Raw genomic sequence first — 17,496 nt, 5'->3', positions numbered from 1 at the left:
AATATGAAGCGAATTTTCTCTCTACTGATTCTACTGTTTATCCTGGCAGTAAAAGCACACGCAGCTTTTTTGCTGATTCCCATGGATGATCAGCAGAAAAATCACCTCAAAGCATATGGCGTTGTTTATTGGGCTCTTCAGCAGGATGTGGAGGTGAAGTGGTTGTTGAATTACCGGGGAGGTAGTTTCTTGATGCCTTCGAACCAGAACGTCCATGACGAGTGCCTGATTCGTGGTGTTAGCGTAGAGACAATTCCGGATGCGAAAGCTTCATCAATCCTTCAGTACATTGCTCGTGAAGACGTGAACATGGACGCTGTTGCCATGCAGAAAGCGCCTAAGATAGCAGTCTATTCCCCACCAAATAAGCAACCCTGGGATGATGCCGTAACCCTCGTGTTAAGCTATGCGGAAATTCCATACGACGTAATTTACGATCAGGATATTCTCGACGGGAAGTTGAAGAATTACGACTGGTTGCATCTCCATCACGAAGACTTCACCGGAGAGTTTGGAAAATTCTACCGGAACTATCATAACATGCCATGGTACCAGGAGGAGGTGCGTGTTAATCGCGAAATGGCGCAAAAAAACGGATTTCAGAAAGTTTCTAAGCTCAAGCTTAAGGTCGCAGAAATCATCAAAAATTTCGTCAAAAACGGCGGTTTTCTGTTTGCCATGTGTGCAGCAACCGATACCTACGACATTGCCCTCGCTGCCCACAACACCGATATTTGTGGGCCCATGTACGACGGCGACCCGGAAGATCCGGATATGAATAGCAAGTTGGACTTTGGCAATACGCTGGCTTTTCAGAATTTTCAAATAGTCAAAGATCCTTACGCGTATGAGTTTTCTGACATTGATGTGACGGAGACCAGAAAAGTAAAGCCGGAAGAAGATTATTTCACCTTGTTTGATTATTCAGCAAAATGGGATCCCGTGCCAACCATGCTCACACAGGACCACACTCGTGTTATTAAAGGTTTTATGGGGCAAACGACGGCGTTTAACGAGGATAAATTAAAAGCGAATATTCTTATCATGGGTGAAAATAAAGCAGCCCATGAGGCGCGTTATATTCACGGTGATTATGGAAAGGGTTTTTTCTCTTTTTATGGTGGTCACGATCCGGAAGATTACCGGCATTTAGTGGGCGATCCGCCAACCGATTTAAGTCTTCATCCTAACTCGCCCGGCTACCGGCTTATCTTAAATAATGTTTTATTTCCCGCCGCACGTAAAAAGAAACATAAAACTTAGGTTTATTTACTTCTCCACCTCATTATTCTCCTCTAAGCGGAATAATAATTGTTCTCCAATAAAGCATGACGTTATATAAAAAGAGCAGGAAATCCGAAGACTTCCTGCTCATACTAAACCAGGGAATAAATTGGGAATAGCTGGAATAGTAAAATCTTTTGCTATTCAACCAGTCAATTAAAAGCCTGGGTTTAGATTAAAATCCCCCTCGCGGGGAATTGTATTTTATTTGAAGAACAGGAGCCCGGAGAGAGAGTGTGTGTGATTGTTGTATCTCTAATTTAATCTATGAGTATAGGTAGTATTAAAAACGGGCTCCTGTATATTTTAATTACCCCAACCCAAAAGGGCTGGGGTATTTATTTAGGATTAATTTTTATCCCAGAAGAGTTTTGTCGTTAACAAGTCACCACCGATGGCAGACGATGCAGCAGCGTAGTTGTCTGCGTTCAAAGTCTGTTCGTTAATCGGGTAGGTGAACCTTACCGGAATCTGATCGTAGCTATCGATTGTCGGAGCCAGATTAAATATCGGGTAATCCAGACGACGCCAGGTAGTATAACCATTCAAACCTCTTGTGTAAGAAGCCAACCAAGATTGGGTTCCGATGACTTCTTTCCAGCTGGTGGCAGCAACAGCAGTCGCATAGTCAACATCCGGTTTGGCAAGATATGCGTTAGCCTCGGCTTCGGTACCACCCCACCACATGATAGAAGATTTTACACCTTCATCATAGTATTCAGCAGCAGTTTTACCCACGTTCCAACCACGTTGAGCTGCTTCAGCCAAATAGAACTGGAGCTCTGTGTAGGTCATAATCAGACCCGGGAAAGTAGGATCAAGCAGCTTGTCAGATACGTGAGAGTAGTTATCGAAAGGAGAACTTTCACCGTAAGAACCACCAAGATAAGCGAGTTTTTCAACACCTGTCTCAGTAGAAGTATCAACCTGTGTGAAATACAACGGTAGACGAGGGTCTTGCAGGTTGTTCATGATATCAACAACAGTATTTGCAGGTACGAAGTCATGACGTCCACTCAATACGAGGTCCTCATAGAGGGTGTTCGTATTCGGAGTGTTAGTCAGATACGGCATCAGGCAGTCGTCATCAGATGAAGTGAATGCTTTGTCATAAGCACTTTCAACAGTTGACTGAGCCAATGTCGGATCGGCATCAGCTAAAGTGATACCCAACTTAACCTTCAATGTGTAAGCGAACTTTTTCCACGCTGAAACATCTCCGTTGTAGTACAGATCAGCAGAACCAAAGCTATCTCCGGTATCATCGAGCCCCGCGATATCAGCATCCACACGAGTGATGAGGTCCTTATAGATAGTCATTCCATCATCATACTTTGGATGAATATTATTGATATCAAGAGCTTCGGTATAAGGAACATCACCGAAGATGTCTACCAACCGCTGATAAGAGTAGACCTGTAACAAGTCGATAATATAGAGCTTGTTTTGCTGAGCAACTTTCTCTGGATCGGTTGCAGGTGTTTGTGCACTAATCAACTCTTTGGCACGTTTCAGGTCACTTAATACACCATCATTGGCTACAGCACCGGTGTAGTAGTAGTTGAACGTCCAGTCTGCAATAGTACGGTTAACGATATCGTAGTTCGCCTCATCCGTATACGTTGTTTCAGTCCAGTACTGGGCCCACAACTTCCATACGTTGTTGTTGACGTTCGTGCTGGAAATCTGGTCGGAGAGAGTCTTCTCTGCGTTGGAGAAGAGCGGTTCTCCCGGCACTTCCGACGGATTCTTTGTGTCGGTGTTATATTCTTCAAATTTATCGGTACATGACGCGAGAAGTGCAATCACTACCAATAATAACCAATATCTGTTTTTCATAGTTGCGTCGATGTTTAGAATTGAACTTTTACACTAAAACCAATATTCCGGGTAGTAGGCATTACACCACTCTGCCATCCTTGAATATTACCGGCACCCTGGCTGGCTTCCGGATCAGCGTGTGGAAGATTTTTGTGGATGATCCACAGGTTCGAACCTACAACGCTCAGAGAAGCACCAGTGATAAAGGTGTTGTTAAGCATTGTTTTCGGGAAGTTGTAGGTCAATGAAGCTGAACGCAGTTTCACGTAAGAAGCATCATATACGAACTTGCTGTTCGGGTTTTTCGACCATCCAAATACACGGTAGTCGTTACCAGGAACGCGGACATCGTTCGGAGTACCATCTTCTTTAACACCCGGGAGAATCAGACCACCACCGTTGGCAATTGTGTTACGTACGGGGTTACCCAGGTCGTTGATGAAGTCAGTCTCAGCATACAAGCCGGTACCCATACCGTACCATTGGTCAAGTGAGAAAACACTACCACCTTGTTGCATATCAACCAGGAAGCTTAGTGCAAAGTCTCCATAGGTCAGGGTGTTGCTTACACCACCAGTCCAATCTGGATTCACATTACCGATTACTACGTCCGAAGTGGAAGTTTTTTCATAGTAACCGTTTGAACCTACAACAGGCTGACCATTTTTGTAAACGAAGTCAGTACCCTGGATGGTTCCGTAAGGCTCACCAACGCGGGCGTTGATGGTAACACCACCTTGCAATGCTGCAATCTGCAGGTTGTCTACACCAGCAGCAAGTGAAACAACTTTGTTGTCGTTTTTCGACCAGTTTACGTTGATATCCCAACGGAACTTGTTCGTAACAACAGGTGAAGCGTTCAATTGCAATTCAATACCTTTGTTCTGTACCTCACCGGCGTTTACATACTTCCTGGAGTAACCAGTTGCGTAAGAAATTGCGACCGGCATAATCTGGTCAACAGATCGGTTATCGTAATAAGCAACATCAAATCCGAGACGGTTGTTCCAGAAGTTCATTTCCAGACCGGCTTCCAAACTCTTTGTTTTCTCCGGCTTCAGATTTTCGTTGTTTTTTGTATTCGGAACAGTTACCATTGGGTTACCGTTGAACGGAGAGTTCTGTACATAGGTATCATTGATACTTGCAAACGGTGCACTGTTACCTACTTCTGCGTAGTTCAAACGAACCTTACCCAACGACAACCAGTCGTTCTGTACCAAATTCGAGAAGATGAAACTACCAGATACTGATGGGTAGTAATATGCATTGTTGTCAAGAGGCAACGTAGAAGATTGGTCTCTACGAATAGCAGCATCAAGGAAGAGTAAGTTGTTATAGCCCAATGATGCCTGTGCAAACACACCATTTACCTGAACAATGCTGTAAAGTTCATCCGGTGGCAACATCGGAGAAGCACTGTTACTCAATGCATATACATCCGGAACACTCAAACCACCGTTGGTAGAAGCATAAACCTGATCGATCTTGGTTTTACGGATGTTCATACCGAGAAGACCTGTCAAATTCAATTTGTCAGTCAGGTCTTTATTGAAGTTAGCCATCAGGTCGATGTTGGTTTCGATGAATGCGCGGTTCAGTCTTGAATATCCTGACGTTACATCGGGACGACCAACACCAAATTCACCAGCAACAGAACCCATTGCTTTTCTTTCTTCCTGTAACTCATTATAGGTATCAACAGAAACTCGACCAGTCAACGTCATCCAGTCAGTAGCTGTCCAGTCCAATTTAGTATAACCGATCAAACGGTTACGTTTGTCTGTTTCGTAGTTTTTAAATCGTACCCAGTAAGGGTTGTCCCAGTATTCAGGGGTACCACTAGTCGGTGAGTGACGGTTCCAGGTTACGTTCCGACCTGTTTCTTTAAACAGTCTTTCCTGTTCTTTGATATCAACGTTTACTTCGAACCACTGACGGAAAGAAGACAGGATGTTATCACTATAACCGGTTGAGTTACGACCTTTGCCCTGGGTGTTGATGTAGTTGGCCATGGCGGTAACCTTCAGGTTATCGAGGATATTATACGTTGCATTGAAGTTGAAGTTGTTTTTCTTCAATTCACTGTTCGGCATAATACCAGTCTGATCGAAGTTGGTATAACCTAAGCGGAAAGTCGATTTGTCACCAGCACCGCTAATATCAACACTGTTCGATTTCGTCAGAGCTGTGTTGAAGAAGGTGTCGGGTCCATTCTTGGCAGCAACCCACGGGGTAGCTTTTCCGTAGTTCGGTGACTCCGGAACGAATGCGTCATACTGGTATACCATCAAATTCGGATCGAATTTCTCACCCATCGAGGCATCTTCCGTAGTCGGAACGACTAAGTCAGGAGTTCCGTCTCCGTTTACGTCATACTGGTAAAGTCCCGGATAATTTCCGTCACTGTAATAAGGACCATAACCACCACCATAATTGTGCTGGTATTTAGGGAAGGTGCTCTTGTCAATAGTTCCAACTGTAACGTTAGAGCTAATTGATACACCTACGCCTCTTTTGTTTTTCTTACCTGATTTGGTGGTAATCATGATAACACCGTTGGCTGCACGCGAACCATAAAGAGCCGTTGCAGCAGCACCTTTCAGAACACTGATTGATTCGATGTCATCGGGGTTGATATCCGATGCCGCGTTACCGTAGTCATAACCACTACGACCAGTGGTCTGTCCACTGTTGTTCGTGGTAGAGTTGTTAATCGGAATACCGTCTACTACGAACAGGGCCTGGTTGTTACCGGTCAGCGAAGCATTTCCACGAATAACAACGTTGGTAGAACCACCCATGTTACCGTTGGCTTTAATCTGTACACCGGCAGCACGACCTGAAAGCAGGTTGGCGAAGTTATCGGTCTTCACCGTACTTAGATCGTCACCGCTAACCTTCTGTACAGCGTATCCCAGAGATTTTTTCTCACGGGAAATACCGAGAGCGGTTACAACCACTTCGTCCACGGCAACGTTTTCAGGTTCCAGCTTAATTGTGTAAGTACTTTGAGAAGTAAGGGGAATTTCTTGTGATTTCATTCCCACAAAAGTGACAGTTAAGGCAGCGGCATTTTCCGGTACCTTCAATGTAAATTTTCCATCCATGTCGGTAATCGTACCTAAGGTGGTACCCTTAACAACAACAGATGCTCCAGGTATTGAACTTCCGTCTTCGCTGGAAGTCACAAGACCTGAAATTTCCCTGGTTTGTGCAAAAACGACCTGCAATCCAAGAAACCCAAGGAGAGCAAGTAACAGCGAAAATTTTTTCATAAAAATAGTTTTAACGTTTAACAGTAAGCATTAATTCCCAATTTTCAGGTGGTTATAGAAATTACAAGCATTTACGGATTAAGAATAAACACACACTCCAGATTTGTGAATCTGGCCTTACATGGCTTTAGGACCATGCCTCCCCTTTCTTCCGGTTTTTTACCGGGCATCAATAAACTTTTAATCTTTTTCTCTTTCAGACTGACTCCGCCAAGTCAGTGGTATGATAGCATACACATCTTCCAAATCATAACTAATATGAACGCATTAGTTAAAAAGTGTTACCGGATGCAAATATATTCAAATGAAATTTACATGCAACTTTTTAGATACTTTCGGAAACTTGATGAGAGGGGCATTAAGAATGATTTTTAACCATGATTGAAGTCATTTTTTGCCTTTTCCAATTTGAAATTGTCAGAATGTGAGGATTTTTCATGTTGTACAGAATCATTCTAAAACATAAAACGCTATGTTAATTTAGACAGAATCTAAATAAAGAGCAGGTGAAAAGGTAATTTTCAATTAACATTCAGCTGCTGATTTTAGGGGGTGGTTTTGGTGAAATGTGTATTTATTTTTTGCAAGATACTATCAGGGTGAGGGGTGGTTGTTTGAAAATTGTGGATTTGGTGTTTGGTGTATGAAAACAGTGTGGGCCCTTGTTAAAAAAACAAAATTTGAAAAGAGTTCATCAGGAAGTAGCTGGTTTTAATCAGGAATGAATACGAGCTTTAAATTCTTAACTATTTACAGGGATATTCGGAAAAATTGAAATAAAAAAACAGGAGCCCGGAGAGATTGTGTGTGTGATTGTTGTATTCGAATTTAATCTATGAGTAACTAGCGGATTGGGCTCCTGTCATTTGTCGTATTTTGTAAAGACATAAAATCAGCTTTAAAGAGTGTTAGTGGCTTATGGGCTACATCGAATACACTTTCAATATGAAACCGAAAGTGGGTGTCAAAAAACAATTTTGCATCCAAAACCCACATAAACAAATATAGTCAATTTAACTGGTGTTTGTGCATTTTGGGTAACAATCTTTTAGTATCTATCCCTAAAATGCTTTAGATCGTTGGTGACTGTGGCTTTTGGGTAGTACGATGAAAAAAATCAGAGGCACTGCCTGATTCAATACACAACATCCAATAATTCCGAAAGCTGATGAATAAGATAAGTGGAAGTGCGTCCGTTGGTCAGATGAATATATTCTGTCTTTTTATACTCGATTTTTTGAGTCTGAGGCGATTCAAGCAGTTGAGAAAGGTTGTCTGAGAAATCATCGGACAGAAAGACTTGATCAATGCCAAATTCAAGTGCGCCTTTTATGTCGGCTTCCCATGAATCTCCTATCATCAAAGATTCCTGTTTGCGGGCATTGGTTGATTTCAGGGCATGTTCAAATATTTCGCGACTCGGTTTAGGGGCTCCGATTACTTCCGATATGAATATCTTGTCAAAAAAGTGGTCCAATTGACTGTTCACCAGCTTTTGATGCTGGACTTCGCGAAAGCCATTGGTAATGATGTGGATTTTGAATTTTTTATGCAAAGCTTCCAGAACTTCGCGGGCTCCTTCAACCAATTGAGTTTTTAGTGGCATCTGTGACAAATATGCCACGTTGATTTCAGCCCCTCTCCCGGGTTGAGGTAATCCATACTCCTGTAACGAATCTTCAAACCGTTTGACAGTCAGCTTATCCTTGGTAATTTCCCTGTTTCGGTACAGTTCCCACAGATGGTGATTGATGCGGTGATATATTTTGAAGTAATCTTCGAAACTATCAAGTTTTGTCAGTAAGCCTAATCGTTGAAAAGCACTCTCCAGCGCATAATACGAGTTGGTTTCAAAATCCCACAGCGTATTATCCAGGTCGAAAAACAGGTGTCTGTATTGTTTCATGAAAGCAAATATGGTGAGTGAGATAAATTAAATCATCTCGGTACCGTCGTTTTTATTTTTGTCTTTGTTCTTCAGGGCGTGTTGCAAACCTTCCAGGACCACAACGAGTTCACCTTTTACTCCTTTTTCGGCAAAATGGCTGGTTACCTCGGCAATGGTGCCGCGTACATTTTCTTCGTGTATTTTAGAAAGCTCCCGCGAAACTGAAATTTGTCTTTCTTCTCCAAAATGCTCCGCAAACTGTTCCAGCATCTTCAACAGGCGGTGTGGCGACTCGTAAAAAATGATGGTGTGTTCTTCTGTTTCCAGTTCTGTCAGTCTTTTTTGTCGACCCTTTTTCTGAGGAAGGAATCCTTCGAAGCAAAACTTATCAGAGGGAAGACCCGAGTTAACAAGCGCAGGCACAAAAGCAGTTGCGCCGGGTAAGCATTCCACTTCGACTCCCATGTCCAGGCAACTGCGCACCAAAAGAAAACCGGGATCAGAAATACCGGGAGTTCCTGCATCTGAAATCAGGGCTATATTTTCGCCTGCCAGAATTCGTTCGGCAAAACGGCCGGCAGTCTTGTGTTCGTTGAATTTATGATGAGCAGTGACTTTATTTTCGATTTCGTAGTGTTTCAATAATTTCCCCGAAGTCCGGGTATCTTCTGCCAAAATCAGGTCCACTTCTTTCAGAATTCTCACGGCCCGGAAGGTGATGTCTTCCAGATTCCCGATAGGAGTGGGGATGAGGAATAATTTTCCCATAGTATTAGCTTAAAAAACGACGTTTAACCAATGACAAAAACTTCTGACTGGTTTCCGTCTTACTCCATTTATAATTTGATTTTAGGAAATGGACAGCTTCCTGAATGTTCTCAGCCCGATCCAGCTTGTCGACAGCTTCGTTGAACTTGTCACTGTTGTTACCAAAAAGCTCTCTCACAAAAAGGAACCGGTCGTTCAGACTAATGCCTTCACGGATACTTCCCAGCGGTCGGTTTGTGAACGAATCTTCCTTGTAGTCTTCACCAATCAGGTCGTTTATAGAACGCTGTGCTGCCACCGACTCGCCTAAGGTTCTATTGTTTTCCTGTTCAACTTCAAGTAACTCCATGTCCGAATCTTCTTCCTGTTCTTCGGAAACCAGCTTCTCTTTTTCTTCAGATGAAGTCTCCGTCCGTTCTGGTTCTTTAGACTCTTTGCTCTCCGGTTGCCTTTCGTCTTTCGGAATTTCTTCTGTTTTGACTTCCGGAGCAGCCTCTTCTTCTAATTCGATAGTCTTTTCTGCAATCTTTTGGAGGTTTTCCGGTGAAGTTTTCACTGCGGAAGGTTCTGCTTTTTCCACAACTTTTGATTTCAACAATTCCAGTTCTTTCACCACGTTTCGGGCCCGGGCCAGAACAATTTCTACTTCATCCGAAGTGAGCCCGGTATCTGTGGATAAATCAGCTGCCAGGTTATTTAATATTTTAATGTCATCCTTAATGATTTGCAACAATATTGAGGCTTCCATATGTATGATGATTTGCGATTCGTATTTGAGAAAGTAAAAGTATAAAAAAGTCAGGTCCTGCGTGTATCTTGTTCGTTATTAATCCTTAATCATCGGTGGTTAATTTTGCTTACCGGTCGTTAAAAAATGATTGAAAACATATTTCATTCAATTGTGGAAAAAGAATCTCTGAGGTCGGTGACAATTTGGTTATTTTTACCTCATGTTTATCGAAACGAACCTAAATGCAAAAACGAAGCATGGCTGTATCGAAGTGATTGCAGGGTCCATGTTTTCCGGTAAAACCGAGGAATTGATTCGCCGGTTACGCCGCGCCGAAATTGCCCGGCAGAAAGTGGAAATATTCAAACCGGCTGTAGATGTGCGCTATTCAGAGACTGACGTTGTTTCGCACGACGAAAATGCCATTCGTTCAACAGCCGTCGAGAACTCCTCGAACATTCTTTTGTTGTCAAGTGATGTAGATGTTGTGGGCATCGACGAGGCGCAGTTTTTCGATGAGGGGATTGTGGATGTGTGTGTGAAACTGGCCGATCAGGGTGTCCGCGTGATTGCAGCAGGACTCGATATGGATTTTCGTGGCAAACCGTTCGGTCCCATGCCGGGTTTAATGGCTTGCGCCGAATATGTCACCAAGGTACATGCTATTTGCATGCGTTGCGGAAATTTAGCCCATTACAGCCACCGTTTGACAGATGCTGACAAATTAGTGGTTTTGGGAGAGAAAGAAGCCTACGAACCGCTTTGCCGGTCATGCTACCGCGAAGCGACTAAATAAAGCTTTATGACAGCCTATTCCTTACAAAATGTATTGGAGATTACAGATGGAGAGTTGCACGGAGAAAAAAACGCGAAGCCAATCCGTTTTTTGTCATTCGACAGCCGCACCATTCTGGCCGGACCTGAAACGTTATTTTTTGCCCTGAAGGGGAATTTGCGGGACGGTCACCAATACGTAAGGGATGCATATTTGCGCGGCGTCAGAACTTTTATCGTTGAAGATGTTCCGGATGATTCAGGGTTGACAGAGGCTTCTTTTATCCGTGTACCCGATTCGTTGGAAGCTCTTCAGAAATTGGCAACTTACCATCGAAACCGTTTTAATTATCCGGTTATTGGAATAACCGGAAGTAACGGCAAAACCATTGTGAAAGAGTGGCTGAGCGAATTGATGGCCCCGGAGTACAAGATCATTCGCAGTCCGCGCAGCTATAATTCGCAAATTGGAAACCCACTTTCGGTTTGGCTGATGGATGAGCAATTCAATCTTTCCATATTTGAAGCCGGTATTTCGAAGCCCGGCGAAATGGAGAAGCTCGAAAAACTATTACATCCCGAATGGGGTGTTTTCACTCACCTTGGTCAGGCACACCTTGAGAACTTCCGGAATCAGCGCCATTTGGTGCAAGAAAAGCTGCAACTTTTTAACCAGAGCAAGCATTTGGTGTTTTGCTCCGACTTCGACGAGCTGAAAAAAGCGGTTGATACTAAAAAGGCGGAGGGATGGAGTGCTGATCTTTTTCGCTGGTCGCGTGAAGACGAAAGTGCCGATTTATTCATCAGTAAAGAAGAGAGACAAAAGGACGGCTCGCAGTTAAAAGCAATCTTCAACGGACGTGAAGTCGAAGTTTTCCTTCCTTTTACCGATGATGCTTACGTTGAGGATGGCATTCATTGCTGGGCGACCATGCTGGCGATGGGATACGAGCCTGGAAGCTTCGAGTCTAGGTTCGCGCGTTTGGCACCGGTAGCTATGCGGCTTGAGCTGAAGAAAGGACAACATGGTGCTATCGTTATCGATGACTCATATAATTCCGATACCGGTTCGCTGCTCAATGCGCTCGATTTTTTGAAGCAGCAGGCCGGCAATAGTGGCAAACGTAGTACGGTCATATTATCGGATATTTTGCAGTCGGGCATTCCTGATGAGCAACTTTATGGGCAAGTGGCGGAATATCTCGCCTTGCGAAAGGTGGAACGCTTCATCGGTATCGGGCCCAAAATCAGCCAACACCAGGAACTTTTCCCGTTAGGCGACAAAGCATTTTATAATTCTACTGACGATTTTCTGCAACACCTGAATGGAAGGAATTTTCACGATGAGGTGATTTTGCTGAAAGGGGCGCGAACTTTCCGGTTCGATTTGATTTCGGACATGCTGCAGGAGAAAGTGCATCAAACGGTGCTCGAAATTAATATGTCAGCACTGGCACATAATCTGAAAGTTTACCGGCAGACATTGAAGCATGACACCCTCATTATGGCCATGGTAAAGGCATTTTCCTACGGAACCGGTTCTACCGAAGTAGCGCGTGTATTGCAGTTTCACGGCGCAGACTATCTGGCGGTGGCAATTGCCGACGAGGGGGTAGAGCTTCGTAGGGAAGGCATCGAACTTCCCATTGTGGTGATGAACCCTGAAGAACACAGCTTCGATGCGATGATTGAAAACCGGCTGGAGCCGAACATTTACCGACTCGAATTATTGAAAGACTTTGAAGCGGCGCTCCGGCGAAATGCCATGCGGAATTTTCCCATCCACGTCAAGCTCGATACGGGCATGAAGCGCCTGGGGTTTGAGCGCGAAGAGCATCTGAAAGAACTGGTTGCTTTTGTTCAGTCGCGAGATACCATATATATACGTTCTGTGTTTTCGCACCTGGCTGTTTCCGATGAACCGGTCGAAGACAAGTTCACTGAGCAACAGTTTCAGCGCTTTGACTTGCTGAGTAAGATTATTACCGACGGATTCGATTACAAAATATTAAAGCATATTTTGAACTCGGCGGGCATCGAGCGTTTTCCCGAAAGGCAATACGACATGGTTCGGTTGGGGATTGGACTCTACGGTGTGAGTTCGTTTATACAAAATGAGCTACAAAATGTAGCAACGCTGAGAACCACTATTTCACAGATACGAACCGTGCAAGCTGGCGAAACAGTTGGCTATGGCCGAAAAGGTGTGGCGGATAGAACAATGGAAATTGCTGTTTTACCCATTGGTTATGCCGACGGCTTTAATCGTTTGTTGAGTAACGGCGCTGGACACGTCAGCATAAAAGGCCGAAAGGCACCGGTGGTTGGGAATATTTGCATGGACATGTGCATGGTTGATGTAACCGGTATCGGTGTTCAGGAGGGCGACCGGGTGGTTGTATTCGGTGAAGACGTTCCGGTGAGTGAAGTGGCTGAAACGTTGCACACGATTCCTTATGAGGTATTGACTTCCGTCGGACAACGGGTGAAACGCGTGTACTTTGCTGAATAAAAAAGTCCGGTAATCATTCGTATGACTCCGGACCGGCATTTAGATTAGATATGTGTCGAACTGATTTTGCTATCCCAGTTTACTGATACGCTGCAATTGTTGCAGATCCAGTATTTTGATTTTTCTTCCATCAATCGCAATCACTTTTTCACCGGCAAATGTCGATAGCGTGCGGATCGCATTGGAAGTTGTCATGTTCGAAAGATTGGCAATGTCTTCACGCGAGAGGTAAACTTTCAGTGTCATGCCATCATTTTCAAAACCGTATTGGTTGCGAAGGAGCAACAATGATTCTGCCAGACGTCCGCGAATATGCTTTTGCGTAAGGCTAACCGTTCGTTGGTTGGAAAAACCTAACTCACGGGCCAAATCTTTCATCAGCGCCAGCGAAAAATCGTGGTTGCGCAACAATACATTGTAAAGAATATCAGGCGGAATGGTGATGATGGCAGACTCTTCAATCGCCACTGCAGTTCCATTATGCATCTCATCGGCAAGTAAGGACCGGTATCCAATCAAACCGTTCTGTTTAACCATCCGGATGATTTGCTCGCGACCGCCAACCCCTTCCTTGAAAATTTTGATTTTACCTTCCTTCAGGTACTGCATTCCGGCAGGTTTGTCACCCTCTTTGAAGATATACTCATTTTTCTTGTAATAGGTTAAGGTCTGATGTTTCTCTACTTCTGCCTTCTCCTCGGGAGTCAGGAGATAAAATATTGTTTTGTTGTCTTCAAATTGACCTTCAAGGTCAAAGTTTGAACTAAACATATAATTCGGGCATTTATGTTATACAGCATCAAAGTTAAATAATTAATCCAAATATAAAATTAATTTGAAGGAATTGTAAACTCAGATTTAAGAGGTCTGAGGAAATGCCATATATAAAACCTTAATATTGTCAATAAGGGTACTTCGCGACCAGTGGCATTTTTCGCCCAAAGCCGAATGCTTTAGAGGAAATCCGAAGGATTGGAGGCGTTTGGAATCGCTTGTATTCGTTCATGTTAACTTTTCGCACAGCCATGTGAACCGTGTCCTCCTCAAATCCCATTTCGATGATTTCCTTCGGGCTTTTGGCCAGCTCTATATAGTTGAAAAGAATTTTATCCAAAATATCATAATCAGGTAGCGAGTCCGAATCTTTTTGATCAGGTCGTAACTCGGCTGACGGCGGTTTGACGATGGTGTTTTCCGGAATCACTTCCCGATCGCGATTCATAAAGCGAGCCATGGCAAATACATCCGATTTGTACACATCGCCCAATACCGAAAGGCCACCGTTCATGTCGCCATACAGCGTTCCGTAGCCGACCGCGGCCTCACTTTTATTGGAAGTGTTGAGCAGGATGTGTCCGAATTTATTGGAAATGGCCATCATCAGTGTTCCGCGGATGCGGGCCTGTATATTTTCTTCAGTTACATCGGGCTCTTGTCCTTCGAAAAGCGGTGCCAGTGAATGGTCAAAAGCGTCCACCATTTCGTGGATATTGACAATTTCGTACTGAATTCCCAGATTTTCGGCCAAATCGCGTGCATCGGTGATAGAATGTTCCGACGAATATTTTGAGGGCATCAAAAGCACACGCACATTTTCAGGGCCGAGTGCCAAAACTGCCAGTACAACGGTGACAGCCGAATCGATTCCGCCGGAAAGTCCCAGCGTAGCCTGTTTGAATCCCATTTTTCCAAAATAATCCCTGATACCCAAAACCAGTGCATCGTGAATTTTTTCAATCGGCTCGTATTCACGCAAAGTGTCCCTCGATTGGGTATTTTCGGTATCGATAATCCGAAAGTCCTCTTCGAAATAAGCCATTTCACTGACCACATCGCCATTAGCGTCGATAAAGAGGGAACCGCCATCAAAAATGATTTCGGTTTGCGCTCCCACCTGGTTGACGTAAACAATCGGGATATTGAAATCGCGGGCATTGTTTAGTAAAATGTCTTTGCGGAGTTTTTCCTGGTTGTAGGAGAACGGCGATGCAGAAAGGTTGATAACCAAATCAGGGTTTTGTTTGGCGTACTCTTTCATCGGGGAAACCGCATACAGTTTTTCCCGGCCGAAAGCGCTTAGCACAGGTTGGTTGTACCATAAATCCTCACATATGGTCACCGCCAGTTTTTTGCCGTTCAGTTCAATCAATTCGAAATCGCGGTTGGGCTCAAAATGACGGTACTCATCAAAAACATCGTAAGTGGGCAACAAGGTTTTGTGATGCACGCTTTCAATCTTGCCGTCTTTCAGGAAAAAGGCACTATTGTACAGCATTTTTCCCTTCGGACTCCGGTTGATGCTCGGCCCGCCTACCAACGCCGCAATACCGGTGCAATGCCGGGCAATCTCTTCGATGGTTTTCTGCGAATGCTCGATGAATTCTTTTCGCTCGAGCAAATCGTGTGGGTAGTATCCCGTTATCGACAATTCTGAAAAAACGACCAGTTCGGCCCCCGCTTCACGGGCTTTGCCGATATGGCGAATAATTTTTTCCTTGTTATCCTGAAAATTACCGATGTGGTAATTGAGTTGAGCCAGCGCAATTTTCATTGTTTCAGCGTATGCTTAATGTCAGTTATCTAATTAAAAAATGAATCCGAGGCGGAACCGCAGCGTTTTGAGGTTGGTGTTATCCTTTACCGATGGATTGGAGGTCACGTCGGTGAAGCCGTTGTTGTAAATAACACCAGCTGTGAGAGCATTGTTTCCACCCAGGTCGTGCTCGATACCAAAACCAATATTCAGGCCCATGCTGAACATTTTAATCTCATCATTGATGCTGGCATCATTCAGCGTTCCGTCGCTGCTGGTGCCCGATGATTTAATGTTCAGCCAGTTGGTTAGACCAAACTGTGCGTAAATATTTAACCGTCCAAAATCTTTCGAGCGGAGTTTGATGGCCAGAGGCATTTCGAGATATTTCAAGCGGTACTCGATTTGAGTTCCCGAAGGAAGTGATTCGCCGGCAAAAGTAAAGTTCTGCCCGGTCTGGTAAATCAGGTTTCCTCCTGTCTGGTTCATCGTTAAACCGGTCGTCAGCGCATAACTTTCGTTTCCGAGAAAAATGTCGGCTTCAACACCATAATCGAATCCGAGGTGAGCCTGGTCGTTACTAACACTTTTCGAATCGGAGGTTAGCCACGAAAATTGTGGGTTGGCAACGAATGTCAGTCGAAAAGGGCGCTGAGCATACGATGAGAAAAACATCATCGTTAAAATAGCGGTGAGTACAAGAGGTCTTTTCATTTTACGATAATCAAGATTACACAAATAATTTACTGTTGGTTTTTTATTTTTACACGAAGTTTGCGAAAAGCAGTTTGTTTGAGCGGCTTTTTTGCAACTTCGGATAAGACACAAATCTCCGGTTTTTAAGTGAATTGAACAAAATTAATGATAATTCTAAATCGCACCAGATGAAGAAAGTTTTCCTGCTGTTAATTCCGGCTATTCTGATCGTTTTTACAGCCTGTCGGCAGAATCGGTTGAAAGTAGATGTTTCGAATATCGATGTTTCGGTAAAAATCAAACGATTGGATCAGGACTTATTTAAGGTGACTCCGTTGAATGAGGATTCGTTGCTTCCGCAGATAAAAAAGGAGTACGGCGGCTTCTTCAAACTGTATAACTATCGGATAATACGGCTGGGAAACCCGGATGATATTCAGTACCCCAATTACCTGCAAACCTTTTTAACCGATCCGATGATTCAGAAAGCCAAGGCAGCGGTCGATTCAGTTTATCCTGATTTGTCGGCGCTGAAAAAGCAGTTGACAGGCGCGTTCAAACACTACAAGTATTATTTCCCCGATAAGAAAGTTCCGGATGTGTACACCTGCATTTCGGGCTTTAATCAATCGGTGGTGATGGCGCAGGGAGTTTTGGGAATTAGTCTGGACAATTACCTTGGTGCGAATAACTCATTTTATAAAGAACTGGCGCTGCCTGACTACCGGAGAAGAAATATGCGTCCGGAGATGATAGCACCTGATGCGATGCGTGGTTGGGCCATGTCAGAATATCCCGAAAAATTATCTCAGAGCAAGCTCATCGATCACATGATTTACCATGGAAAGTTGATGTATTTTCTGGATGCGATGTTCCCGGATATGGCGGACAGCCTGAAGATTGGCTACCCGGCAAAGAAACTGGAATGGTGCAAAAAGAATGAAGGTTCGATGTGGACTTACCTGGTAGGGCATAAATTACTTTTCTCGACCGAACGACTGGAAGTTCTGCATTACATTAACCCGGCGCCATATACCAATAGTTTCACATCCGAATCACCGGGAAGGACAGGTGTATGGTTGGGCTGGCAAATTGTCCGCAAGTACATGCGAAAGCATAAGGAAGTTAGCCTGGAAGCGCTGATGAATGATACGAATTACAGTGAAATTTTGAACAGCTCGGGATACAATCCTGATTGACGACATAAAAAAA

Annotated in this window: 12 protein-coding genes; 4 read left to right on the top strand and 8 right to left on the bottom strand. The window is 44.0% G+C overall.

Annotated features, from left to right (window positions below; genetic code table 11):
- The first annotated feature begins 3 nt into the window (after positions 1 to 3).
- Positions 4 to 1,263: a hypothetical protein gene (locus AC060N_RS17955; protein WP_479524934.1), complete on the top strand. Its 1,260-nt coding sequence runs from the start codon at positions 4 to 6 to the stop codon at positions 1,261 to 1,263.
- A gap of 369 nt (positions 1,264 to 1,632) precedes the next feature.
- Here the strand turns inward: AC060N_RS17955 and AC060N_RS17950 are convergent, their stop codons facing one another.
- The 5 genes from AC060N_RS17950 to AC060N_RS17930 form a co-directional block, all read right to left on the bottom strand.
- Complete coding sequence (locus AC060N_RS17950) at positions 1,633 to 3,123, bottom strand: SusD/RagB family nutrient-binding outer membrane lipoprotein (protein ID WP_106540475.1); 1,491 nt, start codon at positions 3,121 to 3,123, stop codon at positions 1,633 to 1,635.
- Positions 3,124 to 3,137: 14 nt separating this feature from the next.
- Complete coding sequence (locus AC060N_RS17945) at positions 3,138 to 6,383, bottom strand: SusC/RagA family TonB-linked outer membrane protein (RefSeq protein WP_106540474.1); 3,246 nt, start codon at positions 6,381 to 6,383, stop codon at positions 3,138 to 3,140.
- A 1,135-nt stretch (positions 6,384 to 7,518) separates the two neighbouring features.
- On the bottom strand, positions 7,519 to 8,289 hold the full coding sequence (locus AC060N_RS17940; RefSeq protein ID WP_479524933.1) for a YjjG family noncanonical pyrimidine nucleotidase: 771 nt from the start codon (positions 8,287 to 8,289) through the stop codon (positions 7,519 to 7,521).
- Positions 8,290 to 8,316: 27 nt separating this feature from the next.
- On the bottom strand, positions 8,317 to 9,039 hold the full coding sequence (rsmI, locus tag AC060N_RS17935) for a 16S rRNA (cytidine(1402)-2'-O)-methyltransferase (protein ID WP_106540472.1): 723 nt from the start codon (positions 9,037 to 9,039) through the stop codon (positions 8,317 to 8,319).
- A gap of 4 nt (positions 9,040 to 9,043) precedes the next feature.
- On the bottom strand, positions 9,044 to 9,787 hold the full coding sequence (locus AC060N_RS17930; protein ID WP_106540471.1) for a hypothetical protein: 744 nt from the start codon (positions 9,785 to 9,787) through the stop codon (positions 9,044 to 9,046).
- Positions 9,788 to 9,989: 202 nt separating this feature from the next.
- On the opposite strand from AC060N_RS17930, the gene AC060N_RS17925 reads away from it, so the two are divergent.
- Both AC060N_RS17925 and AC060N_RS17920 read left to right on the top strand, forming a co-directional pair.
- Entirely contained in the window at positions 9,990 to 10,565 is a 576-nt protein-coding gene (locus AC060N_RS17925; RefSeq protein ID WP_106540470.1) for a thymidine kinase, read from the top strand.
- Between the two features lie 6 nt (positions 10,566 to 10,571).
- On the top strand, positions 10,572 to 13,055 hold the full coding sequence (locus tag AC060N_RS17920; protein WP_479524932.1) for a bifunctional UDP-N-acetylmuramoyl-tripeptide:D-alanyl-D-alanine ligase/alanine racemase: 2,484 nt from the start codon (positions 10,572 to 10,574) through the stop codon (positions 13,053 to 13,055).
- Positions 13,056 to 13,124: 69 nt separating this feature from the next.
- Here AC060N_RS17920 and AC060N_RS17915 read toward each other — a convergent pair whose 3' ends face one another.
- The 3 genes from AC060N_RS17915 to AC060N_RS17905 form a co-directional block, all read right to left on the bottom strand.
- Positions 13,125 to 13,826 (bottom strand): Crp/Fnr family transcriptional regulator, encoded by a 702-nt coding sequence (locus AC060N_RS17915; protein ID WP_025863260.1) that lies wholly within the window; start codon positions 13,824 to 13,826, stop codon positions 13,125 to 13,127.
- Positions 13,827 to 13,956: 130 nt separating this feature from the next.
- A complete protein-coding gene (locus tag AC060N_RS17910) occupies positions 13,957 to 15,606 on the bottom strand; it encodes an NAD+ synthase (protein ID WP_479524931.1) in 1,650 nt (549 codons plus the stop codon).
- Between the two features lie 33 nt (positions 15,607 to 15,639).
- Complete coding sequence (locus AC060N_RS17905) at positions 15,640 to 16,302, bottom strand: porin family protein (protein WP_479524930.1); 663 nt, start codon at positions 16,300 to 16,302, stop codon at positions 15,640 to 15,642.
- Positions 16,303 to 16,472: 170 nt separating this feature from the next.
- Here AC060N_RS17905 and gldB point away from each other — a divergent pair, with 170 nt between their 5' ends.
- Positions 16,473 to 17,483: a gliding motility lipoprotein GldB gene (gene gldB, locus AC060N_RS17900; protein ID WP_479524929.1), complete on the top strand. Its 1,011-nt coding sequence runs from the start codon at positions 16,473 to 16,475 to the stop codon at positions 17,481 to 17,483.
- Positions 17,484 to 17,496: the final 13 nt, after the last annotated feature.

The sequence above is a fragment of the Prolixibacter sp. DSM 2831 genome, assembly GCF_056493735.1.
This window is presented reverse-complemented; position numbering and strand designations above follow the sequence as displayed.